The sequence below is a fragment of the Duganella sp. AC917 genome, from assembly GCF_979258245.1.
The window spans coordinates 4,804,584-4,828,865 of sequence record NZ_OZ409848.1; the positions used below are offsets into that span (position 1 = coordinate 4,804,584).

The following is a 24,282-nucleotide window of genomic DNA, read 5'->3' on the forward strand; positions in this document are numbered from 1 at the left end:
TGGCCGTTTTGCGGGGAGGCGAACTATAGCAAAGGGTTCGACTGCTGACAAGAGCGACAGCGTAAAATGTCGCTTTTACCGATCCAAAGTGCGTCATGTCCATCCTGCTCACCACCCTCAACGCCCGCTACACCCACGCCTCGCTGGGATTGCGTTATCTATTAGCGAACATGGGAGAGCTGCAGGAGCAGACGCGCCTGCAGGAATTCGTCATCGGCGCCAAGACCACCGAGATCGTCGAGCGCATCCTCGCGCACGCGCCGAAGATCGTCGGTTTCGGTATCTATATATGGAACGTCGAGGAATCGACAAAAGTCATCGCGATGCTCAAGCGCGTGGCCCCGCATGTGATGGTGGTGCTGGGCGGGCCGGAAGTGTCGTACGAGTCGAACGAGCAGGAAATCGTCAAGCTGGCGGATTATCTGATCACCGGTTGGGGCGACGTCACCTTCCCCAAGCTGTGCGGCGAGATCCTCAACGGCCCAAAACCGCTGATGAAGGTGCACGCCGGCGTGCAGCCGCCGATGGCCGGGATCAAACTGCCCTACTCCTTATATAGTGACGACGATATCAAAAACCGCACGATTTACGTCGAAGCCTCGCGCGGCTGCCCGTTCAAGTGCGAATTCTGCCTGTCCGCCCTGGACAAAACGGCCTGGCCGTTCGCGCTGGAGAGCTTCCTGGCGGAGATGGAATCGCTGCACGCGCGCGGCGCGCGGCTGTTCAAGTTCGTCGACCGCACCTTCAACCTGAATATCAAAACCAGCCTGAAAATCATGCAGTTTTTCCTCGATAAGCTGGAGGCCAACCCGGACGATCCGGTCTACGCCCACTTCGAGCTGGTGCCGGACCATCTGCCCGACGCACTGAAAGAGGGCATCAGCAAGTTCCCGCCCGGCGCGCTGCAGTTCGAGATCGGCATCCAGAGCTTCAATCCGGCGGTGCAGACGCTGGTCAGCCGCAAACAGGACAACCAGAAGGCCGCCGACAATATCCGCTGGCTGACCGAGCACTCCAACGCCCACATGCACGTCGACCTGATCGCCGGCCTGCCCGGCGAAACGGTGGAGAGCTTCGCCGAAGGCTTCAACAAACTGTGGGCGCTCGATCCGCACGAGATCCAGTTCGGCATCCTCAAACGCCTGCGCGGCACGCCGATCATCCGCCACACGCAGGAATTCGGGCTGGTGTTCGAGCCCTATGCGCCGTACACCATCCTGGCCAACCGCGATATCGACTTCCCGACCATGCAACGGCTGGTGCGTTTCGCCCGCTACTGGGACCTGGTGGCCAACTCCGGCCGCTTCGGCAATACGCTGCCGGTACTGCTCGGGGATTCGGCGTTCGAACACTTCATGGCCTTCTCGGACTGGCTGTACGCGAACACCGACGCCACCCACCGCATCGCGCTGGAGCGGCTGGTAGCCATGGTGGCGCGGTATCTGCAGGAACGCGGGATGGACAAGGCGGCCGCCGACGCGCTGCTGGCCAGCGATTACGCCGGGTCCAAATCCAAACCGGCCGAGACGCCGGCGCCAAAGCGGCAGGCGCGCAGGCTGGCCGCATGATGCCCTGTTCGGCCCCCGACTCGTTCTTAAGGGAGAGCGTGCCAGCGCACCCTCGCATGAACACAGGTAGCGGACCCGGCCAATCTCCCTTAAACTGACGTAATGCCTACAGCCCAAGAGCCTACCCTCACCCTCAACCCTGGCGCCGCCGACGGCCCGTCGGTCGCGGCGGGCGGCACCTGGCAAGTGCACGCTCTGGCGCAGGGCAAGGCGATGGCAACCATCACCGGGCTGCTGAAATCCCTCAAGGCCGACAAAGTCCACTGGGACCTGTCGGCGATCGACAGCATGGACCACATCGGCGCCCAGTTGTTCTGGAACGCCTGGGGCAAAACCCGTCCACCCGGCCTGCGCCTGGCGCCGGGGCAGGAAGAATTCTTCAACCGGCTCGAAACCACCGGCAAACTCGAACTGCCGCGCGCGCGCCAGCAGCGCCTGACGTGGGTGATGAAGCTCGGCTTCGCGATGCTGCTGTTCTTCGAACATATGGCCGGCTTCATCACGCTGATCGGCCAACTGACGTTGGACGTCTGGCGCTTCGTGCGGGCGCCTCTGCGCGGTCCGTGGAAGGAAATTTCGGCCAATATCTTCCACGCCGGCTTCCAGGCGCTGGGCATCACGGCGCTGGTCGGATTCCTGATCGGCGTAGTGCTGTCGTTCCTGTCGGCCCAGCAGTTGCGCGCCTTCGGCGGCGACATCTATCTGGTCAACCTGCTCGGCATGAGCATCATCCGCGAACTGGGGCCGCTGCTGGCGGCAATTTTGGTGGCCGGCCGCTCCGGTTCCTCGATCACCGCGCAACTGGGCGTGATGCGGGTGACCGAGGAACTCGACGCCATGCTGGTGATGGGGATCTCGCACGGCTTCCGCCTGGTGATGCCGAAGGTGCTGGCACTGGCGGTCTCGATGCCGCTGCTGGTGATCTGGACCGATTCGATGGCGCTGATCGGCGGCATGCTGTCGGCGCAAGTGGAACTTGGCCTGTCGCCGCAATACTTTATCTCCAAGCTGCCGGACGCGGTGCCACTGGCGAACTACATGATCGGCCTTGGCAAAGGTGTGGTGTTCGGCATGCTGATCGCGCTGGTGTCATGCCACTTCGGCCTGCGCATCAAGCCCAATACCGAAAGCCTCGGACGCGGCACCACCACCTCGGTGGTCACGGCCATCACCGTCGTCATCCTGGCGGACGCGGTGTTCGCGATCCTGTTCAACGGCGTGGGGTTCTGATGGCGAATGACGCTCTCGTTCCCGAAAAAGCCTGCGGCCCGGGCGCTGGTACGGGTGAATTGACGCTCGACGGCAGCGTGCCGATCGTCGACATCACCGGCCTGTGGACCAAGTACGGCCGCACCGTCGTGCACCAGGACTTAAACCTGGAAATCGAACAGGGCGAGATCATGTCCATCGTCGGCGGTTCCGGCACCGGCAAGACCACGCTGCTGCGCCAGATGCTGGGACTCGAACGTCCCGCGCGCGGCTGCGTGCGGGTTTTCGGCGAAGATATCAGCGAGATCGGCTCCGCACAGCTCCAGCAGCTGCGCAACCATTGGGGTATGCTGTTCCAGCAAGGCGCGCTGTATTCGGCGCTGACGGTGTTTGAAAACATCGCCCAGCCGATGCGCGAACTGCAGGTGCTGCCGGAAGACCTGGTGCGCGACGCCGTGCTGCTGAAAATGAATATGGTCGGCCTGGGACCGGAGCACGCGATCAAGATGCCGTCCGACCTGTCCGGCGGCATGGTCAAACGGGTGGCCCTGGCGCGCGCGCTGGCGCTGGAACCGAAGCTGCTGTTCCTCGACGAGCCGACCGCCGGCCTCGATCCCGACCTGTCGGAGGCGTTTGTATCGCTGATCAAATCGCTGCACCGGGAGCTGGGACTGACGGTCGTCATGGTCACGCACGATCTCGACACGCTGTTCGCGCTGTCGACGCGGATCACCGTGCTGGCCGAAAAACACGTGATCGCCCTCGGCCCGCTGCAGGACGTGCTGAAGGTCGACCACCCGTTCATCAAGGAGTTCTTCCTGGGCGACCGGGGACGCCGCGCGCTGGAGGCGCTGGACGAAAAGACGCTGGACGAAAAAACCAATAAGGATCACTGATGGAAAACAGATCTCACGCACTCACCACCGGCTTTTTCACGATCACCCTGCTGATCGCGGCGATCCTGTTCGGCATCTGGTTCAACCGCGACCGCGTCGAACGGGCGCCGTACGTGATCGCCACCACCCAATCGGTGCCGGGCCTGAACCCGCAGGCGCCGGTGCGCTACCGCGGCCTCGAAGTGGGCAAGGTCGGCGGCATCGCCTTCAATCCGAAGATGGCCGGCCAGATCCTCGTCACGCTCAACATCAACACCGACGCGCCGATCACCAAGACCACCTTCGCCACCCTGGGCTACCAGGGCGTGACCGGCATCGCCTTCATTCAGCTGGACGACGAGCAAACCGGCTCGCCGCTGCTGGCCACCAGCAACGATGCGCCGGCTGTCATCCCGTTGCGCCAGGGCTTCCTGGACCAGGTGGAAAAACGCGGCAAGGAGATCCTGTCGCAGACCGAGGAAGTGACCAAGCGCCTCAACACCCTGCTCAATCCGGAGAACCAGAAGATCATGCTGGCGGCGTTCGCCGACGTCAGCGAGACCGCCAACAAATACCGCGACCTGCCGGCCAAGCTGGAACCGACCATCGTCAAGCTGCCGGCGCTGGCCAATGAAGTCCAGCGCACGCTGGTTTCCGTCAACGCGCTGGCGACCGACGTCAATCGCCTGACCACCGGCCTGCAAGCGCCGGATGGACCGATCGCGCGCGTCAGCGGCACCGTCGATCGCATCGGCCTGTCGGTTGAATCGGTGGCCGGCGGCCTGGAACTGGACACGCTGCCGCAAGTGAACTCGCTGGCCGACGACACCCGCTCGTCGATGCGCGCGCTGCGCAAGACCATGAACAAGATTAACGATCGTCCGCAAAGCCTGATCTTCGGCGCGCCCGGCACTCCGCCCGGCCCGGGAGAAGAAGGCTTTACCGCTCCGACCAAATAAGGATCACCGATGACCACGACCCTGCGCGCCCGCGCCAACATCGCCGCCATCATCGCTACTGCCGCTTTGCTGAGCGCCTGCGCCAGCAAAGGCCCGACCAACGCCAACTACGACTTCGGCCCGCTGCCGCCGCCAACCCAGGCCGCCAGCGCCAACAACGTCGGCGCCATCATCGTCGCCGACGCCACCGGCCCGGCGTCGCTCGATTCGGAGCGCATGCAATACCGCCTGCTGTACGCGGACGCGCGCCAGTCGCGCCCCTACGCCTACAACCAGTGGACCAGTACCCCGCTGCAGCTGATCACGCAGCGCATGAAGGCGCGCATCGCGCAGGCCGGCGTGAAGGTGCTGTCGACCACCGACTCCGCCGCCAGCGTCAACCTGTTGCGCCTCGAGGTCGACGACTTCGCCCAGAACTTCGAGACGGCGACGCAAAGCAGCGGCCAAATCAGCCTGCGCGCCTCGGTGTTCCGCAGCCACCGCCTGGTGGACCAGAAAACCTTCACGCGCAGCGCGCCGGCGCCAAGCGCGGACGCCGCCGGCGGCGCGCGCGCCCTCGCCGACGCCGCCGACGCACTGGCCGCCGATATGCTGTTATGGCTGAACGGCTTGCCGGCGGCGCCGGCGGCAACCGGGACACCCGCGATGCCGGCACCGCAGAAATGACGCAACCGGCAGCATCGGCGCCGCCCGTCGCGGCGCATGTCCGCAAAGGCTCGCCGCTCTCGCGCGCGGCGCTGCTGGCCTATCTGCTGCTGATCATCTACGCCAGCTGGTTCCCGTTCTCCGGCTGGCAGAACCAGGGCCTGTCGCCGCTGATCTTCCTCGAAACCTCGAGCATGCCGCGCTACTGGACCAAGTTCGACGCCATCATCAACGTGGTCGGCTACGTGCCACTGGGCGCGCTGCTGGTTTACTCGCTGTACCCGCGCATCCGGGGCATCTTCGCCTTTTTGCTTGCCACGCTGTGCGGGCTGCTGGTCTCGGGCACGATGGAAGCGGTGCAAACCTATCTGCCCAGCCGCGTCTCGTCCAACCTGGACTTCTATACCAACGCCGCCGGCTGCGCGGTCGGCGCGCTGATCGGCGCGCTGACGGTACGGCGCCTGCTCGATGAAAGCCCGCTGCAGCGGCTGCGGCGCGCCTGGTTCGCGCCACACGCCAGCCAGGGCCTGGTGCTGCTGGCGCTGTGGCCGCTGGCGCAGATCTACCCGCAAAGCTTCCTGTTCGGCCTGGGCCAGTTGCTGCCCATCTTGTCGGACTGGCTGTCGCAGCTGCTCGACATGGAGATCGACCTGGCCAGCTACGTGCGGCCCGACATGGTGCTGACGGTCGAACAATACTGGCTGTCGGAGACCATCATCACCGCCTGCGGCATGGTCGGCGCGGCGTTGACGTTGCTGTGCCTGTTGCGCAAGCCGGCCCCGCGCGCGCTGCTGGTGACGGCCATGATCGGTTCGGCCATCGTCATCAAGGCGCTGGCGACGGCGCTGCTGTTTTCGCCGGAGAACGCCTTCGCCTGGGTCACGCCGGGCGCCGAGGGAGGCTTCCTGATCGGCGCCATCATGCTCGCCGGCCTGACGTTCGCGCCGCAGGTGGCGCAGCGCCGGCTGGGCGCGGTGACTTTGCTGTTGAGCCTGGTAATCATCAACACCACCCCGGCCAACCCGTACTTCGTGGCCACTTTGCAAACATGGGTGCAGGGAAAATTCCTCAACTTCAATGGCGCGGCGCAATTCCTGTCGCTGCTGTGGCCGTTCTTCGCGGTCTGGTTCCTGTGGCTGCCCTCGCACAAGCTCAACAAAGAGCCCCGGGAGCCCAGAGACCGGGACCCCGCGTCCGGCCAAGGCCGGGTATCATAGCGCCACACGGCAACCTTACACCGCGCTTACAAATTTTCCGAGAGGTACAGCCATGAGCGACATCCCGTATTTTAAACACCACGTCTTCTTCTGCATGAACAAGCGTGACGACGGCCGCAACAGCTGCGGCGACCATGGCGCCGAGACGGCGCAGAAGCATGCCAAGAAACGCTGCAAGCAACTCGACATCAACGGCCACGGCGGCGTGCGCATCAACCAGGCCGGCTGCCTGGACCGTTGCGAGGAAGGCCCGGTGCTGGTGGTCTATCCGGAGGGCGTCTGGTACACCTACGTCGATAACAGCGACATCGATGAAATCATCGACAGCCACCTGGTGCAGGGCAAGATTGTTGACCGTCTGAAAATCTAAAGAGCTATGAACAAGAACGAAAAATTCACCCTGGCGGGTAACGCCGGCCTGATGGAAGGCCAGATCGACTATCCGAAGAACGACACGCCGGTCGGCGTCGCCCTGGTGGCGCATCCACACCCGCTGTACGGCGGCACGATGGACAACAAGGTCGCCGTCACGCTGGCGCGCACCTTCGCCAGCCTCGGCTACGTGGTGGCCCGCATCAACTTCCGCGGCGTCGGCGCCTCCGAGGGCGTGCACGACCACGGCCACGGCGAGACCGACGACATGGCCATCCTGCATGCGTGGATGACGGCAAAGTATCCCGGCCTGCCGGTGGCGCTGGGCGGATTCTCGTTCGGCACCTTCGTGCAGTCGAAGCTGGCGCAGCGCCTGGTCGCGGCCGGTACGCCGGCCGAGCGCCTGGTGCTGGTCGGCAGCGCCGCCAAGAAATGGGACATGGCCGACATTCCCGCCGACACCATCCTGATCCACGGCGAAAACGACGACACCATTCCGCTGATCGACGTGCTCGACTGGCTGCGCCCGCAGGAGATTCCGGTGATCGTGATCCCGGGAGCCGACCACTTCTTCCACCGCAAGCTGCAACACATCAAGAGCTGGGTTACCCAGCTGTGGCGCCGTCCCAGCGATGTCGCCGACACCGAAACCGACAGCGCAGCAGCCGAGTAACGCTCTATAATTCCCGCTGTTTACGCTGTTTTTTTTAAGCAATCTTTAACCTTATCACCGAATATTTAGCCCATGAAAAAATTGATCGCGGCACTGGCCACCAGTGTGATGTTGATGTCCGCCGCTGTGGCACAAACCCTGCCGCCTCCCACCATCGCCGCCAAATCCTGGCTTTTGCTGGACGCCACCAGCGGCCAGGTGATCGCCTCGCAAGATCCGAATTCCCGCGTCGAGCCCGCTTCGCTGACCAAGATCATGACCGCCTACGTCGTGTTCGGCGCGCTGCGCGACAAAAAGGTCACCTTGAACCAGATGGTCAACGTCTCGACCAAGGCCTGGAAGGTCGACGCCAGCAGCTCGAAGATGTTCATCGATCCGGCCACCCCGGTCAGCATCGACGACCTGCTGCATGGTCTGATGATTCAGTCCGGCAATGACGCCGCCGTCGCGCTGGCCGAAGCCGTCGCCGGCGACGAATCGGCCTTCGTCGTCATGATGAACAAGGAAGCCGAGCGCATGGGCCTGAAGTCGACCCGTTTCGCCAACCCGCACGGCCTGCCTAGTCCTGACAACTATTCCACCGCGCAAGACCTGTCGGTGCTGGCCAAGCGCGTGATTCTGGACTTCCCGCAGTTCTACAAGATCGACTCGGTCAAGAGCTTCACGTACAACAAGATCACGCAGCCGAACCGCAATCGCCTGCTGTGGCTGGACCCGACCGTCGACGGCATGAAGACCGGCCACACCGAAGCGGCCGGCTATTGCATGATCGCCTCGGCGCGCCGTCCGAACGGCGCCAGCGAACGCCGCCTGATCTCGGTGGTGCTGGGCACCAATTCCGACAACACCCGTACGCAGGAAAGCCAGAAGCTGCTGAACTGGGGCTTCCAGAACTTCGACACGGTCAAGCTGTACTCCAAGGGGCAAGCCATCGCCACGCCGCAAATCTGGAAGGGCTCGCAAAGCGCGGTCAAGATCGGCTTCACCAGCGATGTGATGGTGACGGTGCCGAAGGGTGTCGCCGCCAAGATGAAGCCGGTGCTGGAGCGTAAGGATCCGCTGGTCGCGCCGCTGCCGCTGAACACCCGCGTCGGCTCGCTGAAGATGATGGTCGACGGCAAACCGCTGCTGGAACTGCCGGTGGTGGCGCTGGAAAACGTCGAAGAAGCATCGATCTTCGGCCGCGCCTGGGATTCGATCCGTCTCTGGATGAATTAATTCCCCGCATGCGTCGCGACGGCGCATGCATTGGCGGATTACGGCGTCCCGCGTAATCCGCTCTACATTTTTCGTTTATTCGACCGTCCCGGTTTCCGAGGCCGGCCTTGCCGCGATACTCACCTTCTGTGAAAGCTTTCCAATGAGCTCCAACCTCTCCTGCCCGTCCATCGTCACCAGCAACGGTGGTCCGACCTTGTCACGCATCGTCGCCGGCATGTGGCGCATGAACGAATGGAACCTGACGCCCCAGCAACGGGTGGCGTTCATCGAGCAATGCCTGGAAATGGGCGTGACCAGCTTCGACCACGCCGACATTTATGGCGGCTACGGTGTCGAGGCGGTGTTCGGCGAGGCGCTGGCGCTGCAACCGTCGCTGCGCCAGCGCATGCAACTGGTGAGCAAGTGCGGCATCAAACTGGTCAACGCGGCCCGTCCGGACCATACGATCCAGCACTATGACACCAGCGCCAGCCATATCATCGCCTCGGCGGAAAACTCGCTGCGCCAGCTGGGCACCGATCACCTGGACCTGTTGCTGATTCACCGTCCCGATCCGCTGATGAATTTTGACGAGATCGCCGATGCTTTCGGACGTCTGCGCCAAGAGGGCAAGGTGCGCCATTTCGGCGTGTCCAATTTCAGCCGCCACCAGTTCGAGAGTTTGAACCGCCGCATCGCGCTGGCGACCAATCAGGTGGAGTTCTCGCCGCTGTGCGTGGCGCCGATGTTCGACGAAACCTTCGACGGCCTGCAGGATCTGGGCGTGTCGCCGATGATCTGGTCGCCGCTGGCCGGCGGCCGACTGTTCAGCAAGGACGACGCCGCAGGCGTGCGGGTGAGCGCTGTGATCCAGAAGATCGCCGATGAAGTGCGCCGCCCGTTTGGCAGCGTGGTGTTCGCGTGGATCATGCAGTTGCCTAGCCGCCCGATTCCACTGACCGGATCGGGGCGTATTCAGGCCGTGGCGGAAGCGGTGGAAGCAACGCAGTTCACGTTGAGCCGCAGCCAGTGGTTCGAGATTCTGCGCGCAGCGCGCGGGCACGAAGTGGCTTGAGCCTCGGCGCGCCCATCTAAATATCGTCGTAGACGACCGGCGGCGGGATGCCTTTCCAGCCGCGCTTCCACGCCAGATTGAGCGCCAGCGTGAAAGCGATGTACACCACGAAGAACAGCACGAAGTAACTTGCCTGCAACCAGGCCAGCAAGGCCAGATTCACCACCAGCAACACCAGAGCGCCCCAGCTCTTCTTCTGCTTGGAGCTCGGGAAGCGCACCGTCGACACCATCAGCGTTCCCACCACAAACAACAGCAGCACGACCAGGATCGCGTGCCAGGTGCTCGCGGCCGGGTTCGGCCAGGCCACCACCACCGACGCCACGCAAGCCGCGCCCGCCGTGATCGGCATGCCGACGAAATAGCGCGGGTCGGTGCGGCCGACGCTGACATTGAAGCGCGCCAGCCGCAGCGCGCCGCAAGCCACAAAGAAGAAGCTGGCGATGCCGCCGGCCCGCAGCAAGGTCTGATGGTCGACACCCAGCTGCACAAATCCATAGCAATACAGCAGCAGCCCCGGCGCGCAGCCGAAGTTCATCACGTCGGCGATCGAGTCGAGCTGCATGCCGAACTCGGACGAGGTGTTGGTGGCGCGGGCGACCAAGCCGTCGAGCGCGTCGAACACGCCGGCCAGCACCAGCAAGATGGCGGCGAGCCGGTAGTCTTCGGCGGACCCGACCAGTGCGTTGTCGACAGAGATGACGATACTGCCGAAGCCGCAGGCGATCGACATCAACGTCACCATGCTGGGCAACGCGAACTTGGCGCGCCGCACGCGCGCTTGATTGATAGGTTTCAAATGATGGATTTCCAGGTTAAGCAGACACACGACACCAACGGGTGGCTGGCTGAGCGGTTAGCTTACCATCTTACGCAAGCCGTCCCGTACGAAGCGGCCCCGGCCGGCATATTGCGTACCGCGAACGCACAATCTGGCTTAAAATCGATGTAGCCAGCCCGGGTTAAAGGCCCATACGCACAGGAGTTTTCAACATGGCACACCACAAGCACCGGCAGCTCTCCTTATCACCATTGCCGGCCGCAATGCTGCTGATCGCCGCGCTGCTCGCAGGCTGTGGCGGCGGGGGCGGAAGCAGCAACGACAGCGCGCCAACGACGTCGAACACCCCGGCCAATCCGCCGGTGCCCGAACCTGGCGCCCCCACGCTGACCGGCAACACCGCCCTGGATGGCTACAACTGGCTCAATTACCGGCGTTCACAGCTGGGCTTGTCGGTGCTGGCGCGCAACAGCCAGGTCGATGCGGCCGCGCTGGGGCATTCCAACTATCTACGCCTGAACAACACCGTCACACACGAGCAGACCGTCGGCGCACCCGGCTTCACCGGCGTCAACCTGATCAACCGGCTCGCCGCCGCCGGCTATGGATTACCCGGCGGTTACGCGATCGGCGAAGTAATCTCCGCCACCACGAACACCTCCGGCTTTTACCACGTTGAGGAACTGATCACCGCGATTTATCACCGCTTCGTGATGTTCGAGCCAGTCTTCAAGGAAGTCGGCACCGGCGCCACCACCGTTCCCAACGGCTATACCTACTTCACCGCCGACCTGACGGCCACCAACGGCATAGGCCCCGGCATCGGCGCGGGCAGGCTGGTCAATTACCCGATCAACAACCAGATCAACGTGCCGATCAATTTCTTTAGCGATACCGAATCGCCCGATCCGGTGCCGAACCAGAACGAGGTTGGCTACCCGATCAGCGTCCACGGCGACAGCGGCCGGGGCGGCGCAGTCGTCGTCGTGCGCAGTTTCACCATCACCCCGCGCGGCGGCAGCGCGCTCAATACCCTTCTGCTCAGCAACGCGACCGACTCGCGGATCACGGCGCCGGCCGCCTCCATTATCCCGCTGGCACCGCTGCGCAGAGGCACCGTCTACGATGTGAGCTTCGATGGCACGGTGGGCGGCGTGGCCGCGCCGCGCACGTGGTCGTTCACTACGCAGCAATGACGCCGCCCATGACACTTTCCGACACGCCAGCCTCGCCGGCGCCCGCGGAGGGCCATATCCTGCAGGTGGAAACCGGCCTGCAACAGTTGATGGGCGACCGCGCGCTGTATCTGCAAATCCTGCGTCGCTTCCGGCAACGCTATCAGGACAGCGCCAACCAGGCCCGCACCGACCTTGCGGCGGGCGATCCCATCGGCGCGCAACGCATCATCCATACGCTCAAGGGGGCGGCCGGCATGATCGGCGCGCAGCAGGTCTACCTGTTGGCGTCCAAACTGGAGCACACCTGCGCGGGGCCGGCGGCGATGTGCATGGGGCCGCTGGCGCAGCTGGAGCACGCGCTACGCTGCCTGATGGGTGCGATCGACGCCGAGCTGAGCGGGGCCGACGCGCAACCGCCGGCGCCGGCGGCGTCCGTTGGCGAGCATCCCCCGGAAACGCGCATGCTGGTGCAGCATCTGGCCAGGCTGCTGGAAGAAGGCGACGGCGCGGCGATCGATGTGCTGGAGCACTCGGCAACGGTGCTCGCGGCAAGCTTGGGAGTGGCGGTGTTTCAGGAGGTGACCGAGGCGGCGCATCAGTTCGACTTCGAGGCGGCGCTGGCGGTATTGCAGGCGGCAAAGCGCTAGTCTTCAGCGCGTAAATTCTTTCTCTTCGTCGAAGGCGTCCGCGCATTCCTTGTCGCAGAAGCGTTTGACGTTGTCGAGCGGCTTCTCGCAGTACCAGCACGAGCCCTTGGGCGGCAACATCTGCCGCGTGCGTGCCGGCGGGGCGGCTACCGCCATCGGCGGCGGCGGCGTGCCAGCGCCATCGTCCGGTACGCTTTCTTGTGTCGGTTCCACGATCCCCTCCGTTTCGGGCATTGCCCAAGTCAACGTTGCAAGGTTACTTCAGCGGAATATCTCAAGCATGAGAATTCTCAAGGCCGCGCAGGTTTCGAGCTATGTGTTGGAAACGGAACACTCATCTGCGACGAATCAATCATAGCAGGTTCGGCGGACCGTCCACAGCCGCCGGATCGGCAAAAAATGCGTCCATACGACAGTTCTCCAGCGCCACGCTGCGCGCTCTGTCCGCCGCTCATAGGGGAGAAATATTTTTTAATTAAAAAGTCGAAAATGATAGTGAGTCGCTGTCAAAGTGTGGCTTTAGGGCATCTTCCTCGACCTCATGGCGCGTCCGGCGGCATATAATCATTACACCATTATCATTCCCGCCTGGAAAGTCCGAATGACGGAAACTGTACACGCCAACCAGCCTGCCACGGCCGGCCACGCCCAGCTGTCCAGCCGCGCGCTGGCCCTCGCCGACCTCGGCCTCGTCGTGCTCGACGCCGGGCAGCGCATCGTCCTGTGGAACCAATGGATGGCCAGCCACTCGGGGCAGTCCGCCCACCGCGTGCTTGGCAGCGAGCTGTTCGACGTGTTTCCGGAATTGCGCGGCCAGCGGCTGGAGCAGGCCGTGCACAGCGCGATGCAGAGCAAAACGCCGCAGCACTTATCGCCGGGGCTGAACCGATCCCCCTTCCCCCTGTTCCCGACCGGCACCTGGGGCGGCGAGCGCATCGAGCAGGCGGTGTCGGTGACGCCGTTCACCGAAGGCAAGGAACGGTTTTGCCTGATCCAGGTGAGCGACATCAGCAGCACGGTCGGCCGCGAGCGCCAGCTGCGTGGGCAGGCCGAGGCGTTGCGCGCGCAATCGTATGTGGACGGGCTGACCGGCATCGCCAACCGGCGCCATTTCGACGTCGCGCTCGACCGCGAACTGCGGCGCGCCCAGCGCAACGACGGCCAGCTGGCGCTGCTACTGATGGATATCGACTCGTTCAAGGCGTACAACGACCACTTCGGCCACCAGCAGGGCGACGCCTGCCTGACCCTGGTCGCCGAAGCGTTTGCCGCCACGCTGCAGCGGCCGGCCGACCTGGCCGCGCGCTACGGCGGCGAGGAATTCGGCGCCGTGCTGCCGGACACCGGTCCCGAGCAGGCGGCGCTGGTGGCCGAGACCATCCGCGCGCGCATCGCCGCACTGGAGGTCACGCACGCGCCCGCCGCCAAGCGTCCATATGTGACAATGAGCATCGGCGTGGCCAGCTTCGTCAAGGATCGGCTGTGCACCGCCGAAACCATGCTGGCCGCCGCCGACAGCTGCCTGTATGCCGCCAAACACGCCGGACGCGACTGCGTCATCGTTCACAAACTGGAAGAAACCACCGCATGAAAATTCGCCCTGCCTTTACTTTCGCATCGATCTTGTCCGCCGCCGTCGCCACCACACTGGTGGCCGCATTGACAGCCCCCGCCGCGTTCGCAGCCGCCGCAGCACCGCTAGCCTGCACCGGCACCGCGCCGTCCGGCGAACTGACCGCGCAGCGCATCGTCGCGGCCAACCCGACGCGCTCGGAACCGGGGCTGTATGAAGGTCCGGTGTGGATCAAGGACGCGCTGTATTTTTCGGACTTCACGTTCGGACCGGGATTCCCGTCGCGCATCCAGAAGCTCGATGCCAGCGGCAAGGTCACCACCCTGATCGCCGACAGCGGCAGCAACGGCCTGGCGGTCGACGCGCAGGGCAACATCATCGCGGCCACGCACAAGTATAAAAACGTCTCGCGCTACACGATGGACGGCAAGCGCAGCGATGTGGTGAACAAGTACAACGGCAACGTCTTCAACTCGCCCAACGACATGGCGCTGGCCGCCGACGGCACCTTGTACTTCAGCGACCCGGCCTTCCAGCGCGACGCCGCGCCGGGCGGGCAGGACAAAACGCGCGTGTACCGCGTGGCGACCGACGACACGGTCAGCGTGGTGGACGACACGCTCACCAATCCGAACGGCGTATCGCTGTCGCCGGCAGGGGACGTACTGTATGTGAACGGTATGGTTGGCGAAAAAGGCGTGCTGCGCGCGTACGCCATCGTCGGCGGCAAGCCGCAGAAGGGACGCGACCTGGTCAATGGCCTGGGCATCCCGGACGGCATGGCGATCGACTGCCACGGCAACGTCTACGTCACCGAGCACACCGACAAGCGCATCCGCGTGTTCACGCCGCAGGGCAAGCACATCGCCACGATCAAGGTGGATGCGAATGTCACCAACGCCGCGTTCGGCGGTGCGGATGGCAAGACGCTGTTCATCACCGGCGCCGGGTCGGTGTGGAAGATCGCGCTGAACGTGAGCGGCTTGCCGTACTGATCGTACGCGGGCGGATTTGGCGAAGTGGACGTGGTAGCGTCGTCGACGGCGCATGCACGGCGGATTACGCTGCGCTAATCCGCCCTACGTAATTCAGAAGCTGGCCGCTACCCGAACCAGAATTGAACAACGATCTCGTAGGTCGGGGTCAAGTCTGGCATTTGGACACGAGCTTGGCCGTAGTCCACTTATAGTTGGGAGCGTGTCCGAATGTCAGACTTGACCCCGGAGTTTATTTCGATGCAGAAGCGGCTGACCTGAAGTGATGCCCGGAGATATAGGCCCTCAATGCTGGATTGGCGTTTTGTGTACTTACCTGTGTACTAAAAAAACGATCTGTCCGAAGATGTCGCTGGCCCTGAGGAAGCCGCTTTGTAACCTGGGACGGAACCGCCGCCACCATGACTGCAGCGCATCGCCGCAGATGGCGCATGCGTTGGGACCGTAGGGGGGCGCACGCTAGTCGAAGTCCGGCCCATACAGCTCGTCGGAAGTCGGGGGCGTTGCATAAATGCGAGCAATGTCCACAAGTTGCCGCTCGATCATTTCGAACCGATCGCCGAGTCCACTTATCCATTCAAGCCAGATCTGGCCAATATCGTTCGCAAGAGGGGCTTCCGGGTCCTCGGCGTTGTCGATGTGATTGATCATCAAGGCTTTGAAGACGTCAAGCTGGGCCTGTGCGTAGGCGAGTTTGTTGGCGCAATTGTCGCCCAGAGCAGTAAGCAAAATCAGTTCGTCGGACGTTGCTGGTTTGTAGGTCGAGGACAAGAATACGTTGGCCTCGATGCCTGGCGGCCGATGGAGACCGGTGTCGACATCAGTGAAAGAAAGACCTCCCTCCATAGCGGACAACTCGTTTCTCAGGTGAGTTATGCGCGGTGCGAGTGCAGCGGCCATGAGATGGGCGCGTGTGATATCGTCGTTGCGCCGCCGCCTGCTTTCAGCAGTTGCGAGCCATATCGTGCCGGCGAGAGTGGTAACAGTGCCAATGGCGCCGATCCATGTGCCCCAGTCAGATGCGGTGAGGCCGGGCCAGTTGATGAGATTTTGACCACCGACATAGGCCAGCGCCGCCATCACCATGATTACCCACTTGGTGTACCAAGCCATCTTGATATCCGATTCCAAACGGAAATCTTACCATGTCATTGCGCGACAAACCGCCCCGCCGCCTGCCCCCACTTGGGACGCTTCATGGGGCAGGTCCGGCTGACTGCATCGTCACCGTCGATAAGTGGCTGCAGCAGCTTTGATGATTCGCTCATTCCTTTGCTTCAGGGCCTCGGCGGCGCCCGAGTCACCCCTCAAAGCCGCGACGCGCATTGCCGCCCGCGTGGAGAGTGCCATGGATGCGAGGAGAGAAATCCGCGCAGCATGGCGAAAGCGTCTGACGTCTGATTGCAAAATCATTTTGATCTCCTTACTGAAACAGAAATCGTACCATGCACGATCCATTGAACGACGTCGACCACCACCGCCACCAGGTCAACCTGACCGAATCGGCGCCGGTGACGCTGACGACCAGCGCGAGCTGTTAATTGAGTACGCGGAGCATTGCACAGGGCGGAATCTGAGTTGCGATTCAGTTCCGATTCAGCCATTCGCGAAGTGCGACCTGCATAGCGTCGACGTCTTCGAGGGCGGCCTTGTAGGACTGTCTCAAGGCATTGCCGTAATGGTTCAGAACGTAAACTCGCCTATCGCGCAGCTCGTTGTGGACCGGGTCGTTGCTAAGCGCCACTAGGTACTGAGCGTGCTCAAGCCTTTCAATCAGGACGTTGTTGAAACGGATGCTAGCAACGAAACCGATAGCACGTCCGTAGCCCTTTATCACAAGTTTCCGAAGTTCCTCGGTCGGAAGTTGCCCTATCCTCGGCAAGGAAGCGTGGTAGATCGGGAAGGGAGTTTCGAGCATTGGGATGGTTACGTCGATCGGTGTGCCATCTGCGCTATTCAACAGCAGCTCCCCACTTTCCCCGGCGAAGGCTTCCGCCGCGACTGTTATCTCGTCAAGCAAGGTGGAAATCAGGTGTCGAAGCTGCGCCTTTTCAGCCTCATGAGCTTGCTTGAGGGCCTGACTTTTTTGCCACCACGGCACGCCGATGGCGACTATGAGCGCGACTATGGCGCCGACGGCCTGCATCCAAGAGGCGAGGCCAGGGTGCTTCTCTATCCAGCAGAGGATTTCGGCCCAAGTAAGCATGGATTTCTTTCCAAAAAGAAAATTTTAGCATATTGTGCCGCAGCTCCCATCAAGCCCGGCGCGGGCTTTAGAGCAACGCCTTTCGCGCGCCGAGCCGTGTCGATCCGGCCGTGGGAGACGAGCGCCTAGCCAGCGTCGCCCGCCTCCCGAACCTCCGACTGATTGAGTTACCCCTTGGACTTGGCTGCTGCCCGGCGCTGGCGCGGAACTGGAGTGGTCGGCGCGGGTTCAGTGCTGGGGCGTGGGATGAAGTCGGTGTAGAGGCTTTTGATGACTTGGTGGCTGACCTTCACGACATCCTCGACGGAGAGCCCGGACATCGGCGCCTCATAGAAGGATTGTTCCAATCGCGCAACGAGTTCGGCGTTGACGCTCCGCCCCGCCTTGTCGGCGTGGGCCTTCAGCTTTTCATAGAGCGGATAAGGCAGCCTGAACTGACTTCGGTATAAATCTTCCATGTCACTATATTGACACTACGAGCAAGAGGCGTATAGTGACATGGAGTCACTAAAACAGTGACACATTGAAGGAACGGTATGGACGAGGAAATTGTACGCATCACTATCCGCATGCCCAAGTCGCTCCACGCCGAGGCGGATGAATTGGCTAAGGCGCAGGATCGCAGCTTGAATGGCCAACTGGTCCAGTTGCTGCGTCTCGGTCTGGCCGTCGCGGCAAAAGCGAATAAAGACAAGCCGAAGGAAATCGAACAGGAATAGATGAAATTGGAGAGAAAAAAACTACGGAAATTTCCGGAGTAGATAAATGACTTGCGGGAGGAAGGCTGGCAGGCCGTCCTCCCGGGTCACTCAAGACCGACTCGGCGGAACCGAGTGGAAGTTGCAAACAGACGCTCAGAACGTCTGCATGCGGCATGGATCAACTCACCCTTTTGAAAGCAAATATGAACCACAAAACCGATTTTAACACCAGCACGGCCGCTGCACAAGCGATAAATATCACTCTGCCATTGTTGCAGCTCGGCAGTCTGCAAGCCCATGTGAGCAGCGTGGAGGAGCAGGCCCTGACGGCGCAGACGCTCGCCGAGATCGCCTTCGAGATCATCGACGGCATGAACATCACCGACCCGGCCACTTTGCAGGCCGCCACCCGGCTCGATGCCCTGTTCAAATCGGCATACCGCGCCGCGATCCTGATTCAGGAATCGGCGGCGGCCATGAGCCTGACCCTCGAAGAAGTCGAAGGCGGTGTCCAATGAGCGCGCCCGCCAAAATCAAGCCGGTTGCGCCGAAGCGCCCCCGCCGCGCCACACCTGGAGAGCTCGCCGTCATCGCCGCGCCCGGCGGCGAGAAGCTTGAGCTTTCGGAAGAAGAGCGGCAACTCATCGTGGACTTTCGCAGCATGGGACGCGCCAGCCGCACCATGCTGCCGAAATTCGCTCACCGAATTGCACAGCAGGATGTTGAAAAAGCCCGCAAGGCAGCACCTGCCCTGCGCCTTGTTGTTGGAGGTGTGCGATGACCGGCCGGAAGCTGATTACCATGGGCGGCACCAGCACGGCCACGCCGCCCGCGTTCGAAATGACCGCCGAGGAATCTGCTTGGGCCGTTCGATTCTTCACCGCATGCCGCAGCATGACCGAAACCTCGCGGCGCAACTGCTTAATCTTTGTGGAGGTGGCAGAGGATCAGGCCAAGAAGCGCCCGCTCCGCCCGGCCGCCAAATTGCATCTGATAAGCGGAGGCGCCAAGTGAGTGCACCGAAGAAACCACTCAGCGCCGCCCCATCGGTGCCCGCGCCGATGCCGTCCGCCGAGCTCACCGCCAACCAGCTGCGCGCCGCCCAACTCTTTGCCGAGCTAACGGACCAAACGCAAGAGGCGATGTTGCACATGATGGCTGAAATGGCAAAGGACTTCCCGCGTCACAAGCGTCCAGTGCTACGCCTGATCGGCGGAGGTGCGAAATGACCGCGGTCACAACCAAGCCGACACGCGCGCGCAAGAAACCCGCTGCCGGGCCGCTGCGCTTGGTGGTGAACAGCCTCAGCGCGGAGGACAAGGAGTTACTCAGCTACTTCCACGCCATCGCGCACGAGGTCCGAGGGCAGATGCTGGACATCGTCCGACAGGTGTCGATCAGTAAGCCACTGGTCGCGCCCAACAGCGCGCCGGCGGCGACCGGCCTGCGCATGGTGGCCGATGCAGATGCGCGGCGGCGCTGAATGACGACCCTCGCCGAACTGGCGCGCATCCGTGCCGTGTACGGCCTGGCGCCCGTGGGCGGCGTGTTGTGGCTGGGCGTCGGCATGCTGCCGCCCAAGCGCAACGCCATCCAGATTGACCCGGCCAACCTGCCGACCGCGCTTGAGTGCCGCGCCGTGGCCGGGCTCGACGTGGTGCTGGTATTCCCGGGCAACCTGACCCGGTACGGCGCGCTGCGCACGCTATCGGGCCGACTCTATCAGGCCCGACCGCGCCGGCTGCTGCTGGTCGACGGCGACCGTAACCGAACAGCATTTCTTAAACTAGCGGAATCATGATGGCAGATGGACACATGGACGGCCAAATGGCCGGCTTTATTTTAGACAAGGAGGACGACCACGCCCGCGCCGCGCGCGTCGAACTGGAGCGCCAGGGCGAAACAGCGCGGCCGCTCGACCGCTCGCGGCAGCACGGGGAACGCGTCGTCAAAATCCGATGCGGCGCCGACATCAAGCCGCTGCCGATCACCTGGCTGTGGCCGGGGTGGGTGCCGGCCGGCAAGCTCACCATCCTGGCCGGCGCCGCCGGTACCGGCAAGACCACGTTGGCGCTCGCGCTGGCGGCGGTGCTGACTTCCGGCGGCCGGTGGCCGGACGGCAGCGCGTGCGCGGGCCTGGGCAATGTGCTGATCTGGTCGAGTGAGGACGTTGCCGACGATACGCTGGTGCCGCGCCTGATTGCGTCCGGCGCCGACCTGGCGCGCTGTCACTTCATCGAGGGGATCGCCCAGGACGGCGAGAGCGTGCCGTTCGATCCGTCGCAGGATATCCCGGACCTGCGCCGCGCGGCCGAGGCGATTGGCGGCGTCAGCCTGCTGCTGATAGACCCGATCGTGTCGGCGGTGGCCGGCGACATGCACCGCGCGAACGACGTGCGCCGCAGCCTGCAGGCGGTGGTCGACTTCGCCGACGCCCACGGCTGCGCGGTCATCGGCATCACGCACTTTGCCAAGGGCGGCGCCGGCAAGGCGCCACAGGACCGGGTGATAGGCTCGCAGGCATTCGGCGCGCTCGCGCGGATGGTGCTGGTCACGGCGAAGGAGGAAGGCAGTAACCGGCGCGTGATGGCGCGGGCGAAGTCGAACATCGCACCCGATGATGGCGGCGTGGCCTACTCGCTCGAGCTGGTGACGATCGACGGCGGCATCGAGGCGACACACGCGGTATGGGAGGGAATCATAGACGGCACGGCGCGCGAGATCCTCGGCGACGTCGAACATGACGACAATGGCGAGGACGGCGATGCGCGGCAGGATCTGGAGCGCATGCTGGTCGACACGCTCCGGGAGGCGGGCGGCAAGATGGCCGCGAAGGCGCTACAGGGCGAGGTGCGCGACGCCGGCCACTCGTGGGACGCGGCCAAGCGGCTGAAGAAGTCCCTCGGCATTGAGGCCAAGAAACTCAGCATGGGCGGCGCTTGGCTGTGGTGCCTGCCAGAAACTACCGATTGAAGGGAGCGCGAAGGGAGCAAAGGGAGCGCGAAAAAAACAGTGCTCCCTTCACTCCCTTCGTGCGCTCTTCGGTGTGAACTGCGATCAAACGCGGACTTAGCTCCTTGGGGAAAAACGACATTTCTCAATCGTCGAAGCCGTTGGCGTATCGGTATCGCGGCGAATCGATGCATTCATCAGCACGCGGAAAATCGTCTCTCTCGGGACGTCTAGCGCCGCCAAGAAAGCCCATGCGGCTGATGCCCCACTAAGGGCGTCAATAACAACCGCTTGCTCGAAAGCAAGGGCTAAATGATGGTTGACTCTAGGTTGCATTTTTTTACCTTAAATATTCACCAGCCTGTGGGACACAGGTGCAAGAAATACTCACGAAGGTAAGGTGAGGAACGAGGTGTTGCCGGAGGAGGCGCGGAGAACTTGGCACATGGCAGGTTTGTTGCTGTGCACAATTATAACGGTTGCGGAAAATTAAGTAATTTATATTGTTAATCACAAATGTTAGCCTGATTGGGTTTGGACTAACTGCACGGTTCCAATGAAGAAATGCGAAATTTCGCAATTATCGGATTTCCGGTATTAACTGCGACATGGCGCTAAACGCGGTAACTCCTCAGATTGAGGAGGTTGCCATCTACAGGATTTCCTGTAGTTTTATCAAAATGAAACTACGGGAAAGCACGGCGTATGCTCAAAGCCGGAAATCCGGCTCAGCCCTCAAATACCGGCGAAAACGGGAATACCTACGGGGAGGTCAATCTCCTGCATCGCAGGACGTCAGGCGTCGGTGGCCTGGATAGGAAGCTTGCGGGGAGTACTCTTTCTCGGAGCATCATGGTGCGATTGAGTCACAGCCAAATCACCCGTATATGTCGGCAGCTCAGACGTGTATGCAATCACACTTATGAGGGGGAACGGTGTAGCTGCATGCTCGAAGTGGGCAAGAGCAATGCGCGCCACACGCGCAAGAAAAACAGCGCTCTCAGGCGCATAAGTCTCATCTATCACCGCAGGGAAAAGCTGATAGGTGACGATGGTTTCCAGATTGTCGGCCGGTGCAAAATAGACCATCGTGTACCCGCCAACCCTGTCGGCCCGAACTAAATGTTGTTGGCCCCGAACTTCGCATAAAAACTGCATAAACGTCTCCATAAGAAGACGAATTTTATCACCAGGCAAGCTCTCACAAGCCATCTGCTAGGAGCGAAATCGACGTACGAGGCTGTGCCGCAACATCGCGTTCGAGCGAATGAGGTGTGCTATGTGCCGCCGGAATTTTCGCAGGTTGCCCGTCGGGGTGCCCAAGTACATACGGGAAAATCCCACATGTAGAATCGGCCTGCCGCAAATACGGGGAAATCCTGTGTTTCGAGGCGGTTGCCGACCGGTCCAATCATGTGAAAATCACACGTTAGGGCGCGCGGCGCTGAGCCGGGACGGATAGGCGCCGTTCGCCCAGTTTTCGGCATACGGTACCGATACCGGAAATCCTGCCTCGCCCTGGCGCTATGGGAAATCCCACACCGCTACGCAGGCGGCGTTTCAAACGGGATAACCTCCAGTGGCAACGCATGGCAAAATATGCCGTCGACACTGCGGGGGATGCTGATGAAAAAAAGCGAGCTTTTGAAAGTTTTGGCCGAATATGATGACGACCAAGAGATAGTCGTTGAGGCTGTTGACGGTGGGTTCGATGACCCGGTAATGTACATCACCGCCATTCGAGGCCGTGAAGGAAAAGAGTTTGCCAATGGTTTCAGCTCGGAATATTTGCCCGCTACCAGGAGTTCAGGGCTCGGCGCAGTGGTGTTAGGCACTTCCCTCGGATTTATCCGCATCAAGTAACCGAGGGGCGCCTAGCTAAAATTTCCAGCAAGATGCCTTTGTCTGTTTGAAGTCCGGTTCAATGAGAGCGGGCGTGGCGACAATGACCCGTAAATATTAAGTTCGATACGAGGCATGGAAAAGCAAGTGCAATTATTCTCCGTTATAATCAGTTTCATCGAGGCAATGAGCCACACCTGCTCACCTCCTTTCTCCGGCCTAAAACCTGCCGTAAATAGCGCTTAGTCGCTCCTTTCGCTAGGACATCATGGCCTCTGCATTTCCCCCCAAACGTGTTTTGGTTGTCGATGACAACCGCGATGCGGCTGATATGACAGTCGCTCTTCTAAAATTTTATGGCCATATGGCCTTGGCGGCGTATGGTGGACAAGAATGCATCCAGCGAGCCGCTGACCTCATCCCAGATGTGATTTTGCTGGATTTGAGCATGCCAGGGATGGACGGGTTTTCAGTTGCCGCTTTGCTATCCCAATCTCCCGCATTGAAAACCATACCTTTGATAGCTCTTACGGCCAGGAATGACGCTGACACATTAGCCCGAACTACTGCCGCAGGTTTCCGGGAACATTTGGTCAAGCCTATTCCGATAGAACAAATAGTTCAAACTTTGAACTCGTACACTGCTTAAGGCTCAGCCGTCATTCGCCGTTTCGCCTGGGGTATCGTTCGCAGCAACGACACCGCCGGCGACGCGCGCGGCGGTTGCCAGTCAGGTTGCCAGCGGGAAGCGGTATCGGGGCGGGCTGGCCGGTGGCGCCGATGCCCACCGCCGGTGTACTTCAGCCCTAGGCAACTCAGGCCGGCTTGACCACGCCCAGGATGTTTGCGCGCGAGACGCTGTAGAGGCGGGCCAGCGCGCTGACGCTCTCGCCGGCGGCGTACTTGGTGATGATATCGGCGCGCTGCTCGGCGCTAGTCTTCGACGGACGGCCCAGTGTCTTGCCTTCGCTCTTGGCGCGGGCCAGGCCGGCGTGCGTGCGCTCAACCAGCATGTCGCGCTCCATCTCGGCCACGGCGGCGAGCATGGTCAGCATCATCTTGCCGGCCGGCGACGTCAGGTCGAGCTTGCCGAGTTGCAGCACGATGACGCTGATCTTGCGGCTGGCCAGCAGCTTGACGGTGGCGCCGACGTCCTGCGCGTCGCGGCCCAGACGGTCAAGCTTGGCGACCACCAGCGTTTCGCCGTTCCGGATCTGGCCGAGCAGCGCGGCGAACTGCGGGCGCTGCTTGGCGCTAATCTTGCCGCTGATCGTATCGGCGAACCAGTAATCGACCACATGGCCGGCGGCTTCGATTTCCAGCTTCTGATTGTCTGCGCTCTGTTCGGTGGTGCTGACGCGGCCGTATGCGAAGGTTGCCATGTGATTCTCCGGTGAGGACTGTTAGAAAACACTGTTAGAATATCCTCACCTGTTAGAAATAGCAAGCCCTATATTTCCAACAGTGATTTGTGTTGATCTTTGGTGATGTTAGTAATCGTTCGTTTTCTAACAGGCATTCCCATCTCGCTGTACACTGCCGCAACGTTGTCAAACCCTTACCGGGATCGAAAATGAGCTATCAGCCACCGAGTCTAGGAGCGAAGTCTTTTAC

31 protein-coding genes are annotated in these 24,282 nt (G+C 62.0%); 24 read left to right on the plus strand and 7 right to left on the minus strand.

Annotation, left to right across the window (positions count from 1 at the left end):
• Window positions 1-95: 95 nt before the first annotated feature.
• The 10 genes from ACZ0BA_RS20965 to ACZ0BA_RS21010 all read left to right on the plus strand — a co-directional run bounded on the left by ACZ0BA_RS20965 (window position 96) and on the right by ACZ0BA_RS21010 (window position 9,793).
• Window positions 96-1,568 (plus strand): B12-binding domain-containing radical SAM protein, encoded by a 1,473-nt coding sequence (locus ACZ0BA_RS20965; protein ID WP_463453108.1) that lies wholly within the window; start codon window positions 96-98, stop codon window positions 1,566-1,568.
• Window positions 1,569-1,670: 102 nt separating this feature from the next.
• The gene (locus tag ACZ0BA_RS20970) at window positions 1,671-2,798 is read left to right on the plus strand and encodes an MlaE family ABC transporter permease (RefSeq protein WP_463453109.1); all 1,128 of its coding nucleotides are present in this window, start codon (window positions 1,671-1,673) and stop codon (window positions 2,796-2,798) included.
• A complete protein-coding gene (locus ACZ0BA_RS20975) occupies window positions 2,798-3,673 on the plus strand; it encodes an ABC transporter ATP-binding protein (protein ID WP_463453110.1) in 876 nt (291 codons plus the stop codon). Before ACZ0BA_RS20970 ends, ACZ0BA_RS20975 begins: the two co-directional genes overlap by 1 nt.
• Complete coding sequence (locus ACZ0BA_RS20980) at window positions 3,673-4,611, plus strand: MlaD family protein (RefSeq protein WP_463453111.1); 939 nt, start codon at window positions 3,673-3,675, stop codon at window positions 4,609-4,611. Before ACZ0BA_RS20975 ends, ACZ0BA_RS20980 begins: the two co-directional genes overlap by 1 nt.
• A 9-nt stretch (window positions 4,612-4,620) precedes the next feature.
• Window positions 4,621-5,277 carry an ABC-type transport auxiliary lipoprotein family protein gene (locus ACZ0BA_RS20985; RefSeq protein ID WP_463453112.1) on the plus strand — a complete coding sequence of 219 codons (657 nt, stop codon included), beginning with the start codon at window positions 4,621-4,623 and terminating at the stop codon, window positions 5,275-5,277.
• On the plus strand, window positions 5,274-6,473 hold the full coding sequence (locus tag ACZ0BA_RS20990) for a VanZ family protein (protein WP_463454801.1): 1,200 nt from the start codon (window positions 5,274-5,276) through the stop codon (window positions 6,471-6,473). Before ACZ0BA_RS20985 ends, ACZ0BA_RS20990 begins: the two co-directional genes overlap by 4 nt.
• Window positions 6,474-6,525: 52 nt before the next feature.
• Complete coding sequence (locus ACZ0BA_RS20995) at window positions 6,526-6,843, plus strand: (2Fe-2S) ferredoxin domain-containing protein (RefSeq protein ID WP_463453113.1); 318 nt, start codon at window positions 6,526-6,528, stop codon at window positions 6,841-6,843.
• A gap of 6 nt (window positions 6,844-6,849) precedes the next feature.
• Entirely contained in the window at window positions 6,850-7,518 is a 669-nt protein-coding gene (locus ACZ0BA_RS21000; RefSeq protein WP_463453114.1) for an alpha/beta hydrolase, read from the plus strand.
• A gap of 72 nt (window positions 7,519-7,590) precedes the next feature.
• A complete protein-coding gene (locus ACZ0BA_RS21005) occupies window positions 7,591-8,736 on the plus strand; it encodes a D-alanyl-D-alanine carboxypeptidase family protein (protein ID WP_463453115.1) in 1,146 nt (381 codons plus the stop codon).
• Between the two features lie 142 nt (window positions 8,737-8,878).
• On the plus strand, window positions 8,879-9,793 hold the full coding sequence (locus ACZ0BA_RS21010) for an aldo/keto reductase (protein WP_463453116.1): 915 nt from the start codon (window positions 8,879-8,881) through the stop codon (window positions 9,791-9,793).
• 16 nt (window positions 9,794-9,809) lie between these two features.
• Here the strand turns inward: ACZ0BA_RS21010 and pssA are convergent, their stop codons facing one another.
• Window positions 9,810-10,568 (minus strand): CDP-diacylglycerol--serine O-phosphatidyltransferase, encoded by a 759-nt coding sequence (pssA, locus tag ACZ0BA_RS21015; protein WP_463454802.1) that lies wholly within the window; start codon window positions 10,566-10,568, stop codon window positions 9,810-9,812.
• Window positions 10,569-10,786: 218 nt separating this feature from the next.
• On the opposite strand from pssA, the gene ACZ0BA_RS21020 reads away from it, so the two are divergent.
• Complete coding sequence (locus tag ACZ0BA_RS21020) at window positions 10,787-11,770, plus strand: CAP domain-containing protein (RefSeq protein ID WP_463453117.1); 984 nt, start codon at window positions 10,787-10,789, stop codon at window positions 11,768-11,770.
• A gap of 8 nt (window positions 11,771-11,778) precedes the next feature.
• On the plus strand, window positions 11,779-12,399 hold the full coding sequence (locus ACZ0BA_RS21025; protein WP_463453118.1) for an Hpt domain-containing protein: 621 nt from the start codon (window positions 11,779-11,781) through the stop codon (window positions 12,397-12,399).
• Between the two features lie 3 nt (window positions 12,400-12,402).
• Here the strand turns inward: ACZ0BA_RS21025 and ACZ0BA_RS21030 are convergent, their stop codons facing one another.
• Window positions 12,403-12,612 (minus strand): hypothetical protein, encoded by a 210-nt coding sequence (locus ACZ0BA_RS21030; protein ID WP_463453119.1) that lies wholly within the window; start codon window positions 12,610-12,612, stop codon window positions 12,403-12,405.
• Window positions 12,613-13,000: 388 nt separating this feature from the next.
• Between ACZ0BA_RS21030 and ACZ0BA_RS21035 the strand changes: the two genes are divergently transcribed.
• Together ACZ0BA_RS21035 and ACZ0BA_RS21040 are read left to right on the plus strand one after the other, a co-directional pair.
• Complete coding sequence (locus ACZ0BA_RS21035; protein WP_463453120.1) at window positions 13,001-13,990, plus strand: GGDEF domain-containing protein; 990 nt, start codon at window positions 13,001-13,003, stop codon at window positions 13,988-13,990.
• The gene (locus tag ACZ0BA_RS21040) at window positions 13,987-14,967 is read left to right on the plus strand and encodes an SMP-30/gluconolactonase/LRE family protein (RefSeq protein WP_463453121.1); all 981 of its coding nucleotides are present in this window, start codon (window positions 13,987-13,989) and stop codon (window positions 14,965-14,967) included. Before ACZ0BA_RS21035 ends, ACZ0BA_RS21040 begins: the two co-directional genes overlap by 4 nt.
• A 459-nt stretch (window positions 14,968-15,426) precedes the next feature.
• Here the strand turns inward: ACZ0BA_RS21040 and ACZ0BA_RS21045 are convergent, their stop codons facing one another.
• The 3 genes from ACZ0BA_RS21045 to ACZ0BA_RS21055 all read right to left on the minus strand — a co-directional run bounded on the left by ACZ0BA_RS21045 (window position 15,427) and on the right by ACZ0BA_RS21055 (window position 17,631).
• Window positions 15,427-16,098 carry a hypothetical protein gene (locus ACZ0BA_RS21045; RefSeq protein ID WP_463453122.1) on the minus strand — a complete coding sequence of 224 codons (672 nt, stop codon included), beginning with the start codon at window positions 16,096-16,098 and terminating at the stop codon, window positions 15,427-15,429.
• A 454-nt stretch (window positions 16,099-16,552) separates the two neighbouring features.
• On the minus strand, window positions 16,553-17,173 hold the full coding sequence (locus tag ACZ0BA_RS21050) for a hypothetical protein (protein WP_463453123.1): 621 nt from the start codon (window positions 17,171-17,173) through the stop codon (window positions 16,553-16,555).
• Between the two features lie 167 nt (window positions 17,174-17,340).
• Entirely contained in the window at window positions 17,341-17,631 is a 291-nt protein-coding gene (locus ACZ0BA_RS21055) for an Arc family DNA-binding protein (RefSeq protein ID WP_463453124.1), read from the minus strand.
• A 78-nt stretch (window positions 17,632-17,709) separates the two neighbouring features.
• Between ACZ0BA_RS21055 and ACZ0BA_RS21060 the strand changes: the two genes are divergently transcribed.
• The 8 genes from ACZ0BA_RS21060 (at window position 17,710) to ACZ0BA_RS21095 (ending at window position 20,847) form a co-directional block, all read left to right on the plus strand.
• Window positions 17,710-17,892: a toxin-antitoxin system HicB family antitoxin gene (locus ACZ0BA_RS21060; protein ID WP_463453125.1), complete on the plus strand. Its 183-nt coding sequence runs from the start codon at window positions 17,710-17,712 to the stop codon at window positions 17,890-17,892.
• A gap of 155 nt (window positions 17,893-18,047) precedes the next feature.
• Window positions 18,048-18,392, plus strand: a complete 345-nt coding sequence (locus ACZ0BA_RS21065) for a hypothetical protein (RefSeq protein ID WP_463453126.1) — start codon at window positions 18,048-18,050, stop codon at window positions 18,390-18,392.
• Complete coding sequence (locus tag ACZ0BA_RS21070; protein ID WP_463453127.1) at window positions 18,389-18,655, plus strand: hypothetical protein; 267 nt, start codon at window positions 18,389-18,391, stop codon at window positions 18,653-18,655. Before ACZ0BA_RS21065 ends, ACZ0BA_RS21070 begins: the two co-directional genes overlap by 4 nt.
• Window positions 18,652-18,888, plus strand: coding sequence for a hypothetical protein (locus tag ACZ0BA_RS21075; RefSeq protein ID WP_463453128.1), 237 nt, complete (start codon window positions 18,652-18,654; stop codon window positions 18,886-18,888). The genes ACZ0BA_RS21070 and ACZ0BA_RS21075 overlap by 4 nt, the downstream gene beginning before the upstream one ends.
• A complete protein-coding gene (locus ACZ0BA_RS21080; protein ID WP_463453129.1) occupies window positions 18,885-19,103 on the plus strand; it encodes a hypothetical protein in 219 nt (72 codons plus the stop codon). Before ACZ0BA_RS21075 ends, ACZ0BA_RS21080 begins: the two co-directional genes overlap by 4 nt.
• Window positions 19,100-19,357, plus strand: coding sequence for a hypothetical protein (locus tag ACZ0BA_RS21085; RefSeq protein WP_463453130.1), 258 nt, complete (start codon window positions 19,100-19,102; stop codon window positions 19,355-19,357). Before ACZ0BA_RS21080 ends, ACZ0BA_RS21085 begins: the two co-directional genes overlap by 4 nt.
• Window positions 19,358-19,675: a hypothetical protein gene (locus tag ACZ0BA_RS21090; RefSeq protein ID WP_463453131.1), complete on the plus strand. Its 318-nt coding sequence runs from the start codon at window positions 19,358-19,360 to the stop codon at window positions 19,673-19,675.
• A 14-nt stretch (window positions 19,676-19,689) separates the two neighbouring features.
• Entirely contained in the window at window positions 19,690-20,847 is a 1,158-nt protein-coding gene (locus tag ACZ0BA_RS21095; RefSeq protein WP_463453132.1) for an AAA family ATPase, read from the plus strand.
• 774 nt (window positions 20,848-21,621) lie between these two features.
• Here the strand turns inward: ACZ0BA_RS21095 and ACZ0BA_RS21100 are convergent.
• A complete protein-coding gene (locus tag ACZ0BA_RS21100; RefSeq protein WP_463453133.1) occupies window positions 21,622-21,984 on the minus strand; it encodes a hypothetical protein in 363 nt (120 codons plus the stop codon).
• A gap of 468 nt (window positions 21,985-22,452) precedes the next feature.
• Here ACZ0BA_RS21100 and ACZ0BA_RS21105 point away from each other — a divergent pair, with 468 nt between their 5' ends.
• Together ACZ0BA_RS21105 and ACZ0BA_RS21110 are read left to right on the plus strand one after the other, a co-directional pair.
• Window positions 22,453-22,689, plus strand: coding sequence for a hypothetical protein (locus ACZ0BA_RS21105; RefSeq protein WP_463453134.1), 237 nt, complete (start codon window positions 22,453-22,455; stop codon window positions 22,687-22,689).
• Between the two features lie 247 nt (window positions 22,690-22,936).
• On the plus strand, window positions 22,937-23,317 hold the full coding sequence (locus tag ACZ0BA_RS21110; protein WP_463453135.1) for a response regulator: 381 nt from the start codon (window positions 22,937-22,939) through the stop codon (window positions 23,315-23,317).
• Window positions 23,318-23,483: 166 nt separating this feature from the next.
• On the opposite strand, the gene ACZ0BA_RS21115 is transcribed toward ACZ0BA_RS21110, so the two are convergent.
• Window positions 23,484-24,050 carry a recombinase family protein gene (locus tag ACZ0BA_RS21115; protein WP_463453136.1) on the minus strand — a complete coding sequence of 189 codons (567 nt, stop codon included), beginning with the start codon at window positions 24,048-24,050 and terminating at the stop codon, window positions 23,484-23,486.
• Between the last annotated feature and the right edge of the window lie 232 nt (window positions 24,051-24,282).

Coding starts and splice junctions, on each gene's coding strand:
- ACZ0BA_RS20965 (WP_463453108.1), top strand. CDS start 96: ATGTCCATCCTGCTCACCACCCTCAACGCCCGCTACACCCACGCCTCG.
- ACZ0BA_RS20970 (WP_463453109.1), top strand. CDS start 1,671: ATGCCTACAGCCCAAGAGCCTACCCTCACCCTCAACCCTGGCGCCGCC.
- ACZ0BA_RS20975 (WP_463453110.1), top strand. CDS start 2,798: ATGGCGAATGACGCTCTCGTTCCCGAAAAAGCCTGCGGCCCGGGCGCT.
- ACZ0BA_RS20980 (WP_463453111.1), top strand. CDS start 3,673: ATGGAAAACAGATCTCACGCACTCACCACCGGCTTTTTCACGATCACC.
- ACZ0BA_RS20985 (WP_463453112.1), top strand. CDS start 4,621: ATGACCACGACCCTGCGCGCCCGCGCCAACATCGCCGCCATCATCGCT.
- ACZ0BA_RS20990 (WP_463454801.1), top strand. CDS start 5,274: ATGACGCAACCGGCAGCATCGGCGCCGCCCGTCGCGGCGCATGTCCGC.
- ACZ0BA_RS20995 (WP_463453113.1), top strand. CDS start 6,526: ATGAGCGACATCCCGTATTTTAAACACCACGTCTTCTTCTGCATGAAC.
- ACZ0BA_RS21000 (WP_463453114.1), top strand. CDS start 6,850: ATGAACAAGAACGAAAAATTCACCCTGGCGGGTAACGCCGGCCTGATG.
- ACZ0BA_RS21005 (WP_463453115.1), top strand. CDS start 7,591: ATGAAAAAATTGATCGCGGCACTGGCCACCAGTGTGATGTTGATGTCC.
- ACZ0BA_RS21010 (WP_463453116.1), top strand. CDS start 8,879: ATGAGCTCCAACCTCTCCTGCCCGTCCATCGTCACCAGCAACGGTGGT.
- ACZ0BA_RS21020 (WP_463453117.1), top strand. CDS start 10,787: ATGGCACACCACAAGCACCGGCAGCTCTCCTTATCACCATTGCCGGCC.
- ACZ0BA_RS21025 (WP_463453118.1), top strand. CDS start 11,779: ATGACACTTTCCGACACGCCAGCCTCGCCGGCGCCCGCGGAGGGCCAT.
- ACZ0BA_RS21035 (WP_463453120.1), top strand. CDS start 13,001: ATGACGGAAACTGTACACGCCAACCAGCCTGCCACGGCCGGCCACGCC.
- ACZ0BA_RS21040 (WP_463453121.1), top strand. CDS start 13,987: ATGAAAATTCGCCCTGCCTTTACTTTCGCATCGATCTTGTCCGCCGCC.
- ACZ0BA_RS21050 (WP_463453123.1), bottom strand. CDS start 17,173: ATGCTTACTTGGGCCGAAATCCTCTGCTGGATAGAGAAGCACCCTGGC.
- ACZ0BA_RS21055 (WP_463453124.1), bottom strand. CDS start 17,631: ATGGAAGATTTATACCGAAGTCAGTTCAGGCTGCCTTATCCGCTCTAT.
- ACZ0BA_RS21060 (WP_463453125.1), top strand. CDS start 17,710: ATGGACGAGGAAATTGTACGCATCACTATCCGCATGCCCAAGTCGCTC.
- ACZ0BA_RS21065 (WP_463453126.1), top strand. CDS start 18,048: ATGGATCAACTCACCCTTTTGAAAGCAAATATGAACCACAAAACCGAT.
- ACZ0BA_RS21070 (WP_463453127.1), top strand. CDS start 18,389: ATGAGCGCGCCCGCCAAAATCAAGCCGGTTGCGCCGAAGCGCCCCCGC.
- ACZ0BA_RS21075 (WP_463453128.1), top strand. CDS start 18,652: ATGACCGGCCGGAAGCTGATTACCATGGGCGGCACCAGCACGGCCACG.
- ACZ0BA_RS21085 (WP_463453130.1), top strand. CDS start 19,100: ATGACCGCGGTCACAACCAAGCCGACACGCGCGCGCAAGAAACCCGCT.
- ACZ0BA_RS21090 (WP_463453131.1), top strand. CDS start 19,358: ATGACGACCCTCGCCGAACTGGCGCGCATCCGTGCCGTGTACGGCCTG.
- ACZ0BA_RS21095 (WP_463453132.1), top strand. CDS start 19,690: ATGGACGGCCAAATGGCCGGCTTTATTTTAGACAAGGAGGACGACCAC.
- ACZ0BA_RS21100 (WP_463453133.1), bottom strand. CDS start 21,984: ATGCAGTTTTTATGCGAAGTTCGGGGCCAACAACATTTAGTTCGGGCC.
- ACZ0BA_RS21105 (WP_463453134.1), top strand. CDS start 22,453: ATGAAAAAAAGCGAGCTTTTGAAAGTTTTGGCCGAATATGATGACGAC.
- ACZ0BA_RS21110 (WP_463453135.1), top strand. CDS start 22,937: ATGGCCTCTGCATTTCCCCCCAAACGTGTTTTGGTTGTCGATGACAAC.
- ACZ0BA_RS21115 (WP_463453136.1), bottom strand. CDS start 24,050: ATGGCAACCTTCGCATACGGCCGCGTCAGCACCACCGAACAGAGCGCA.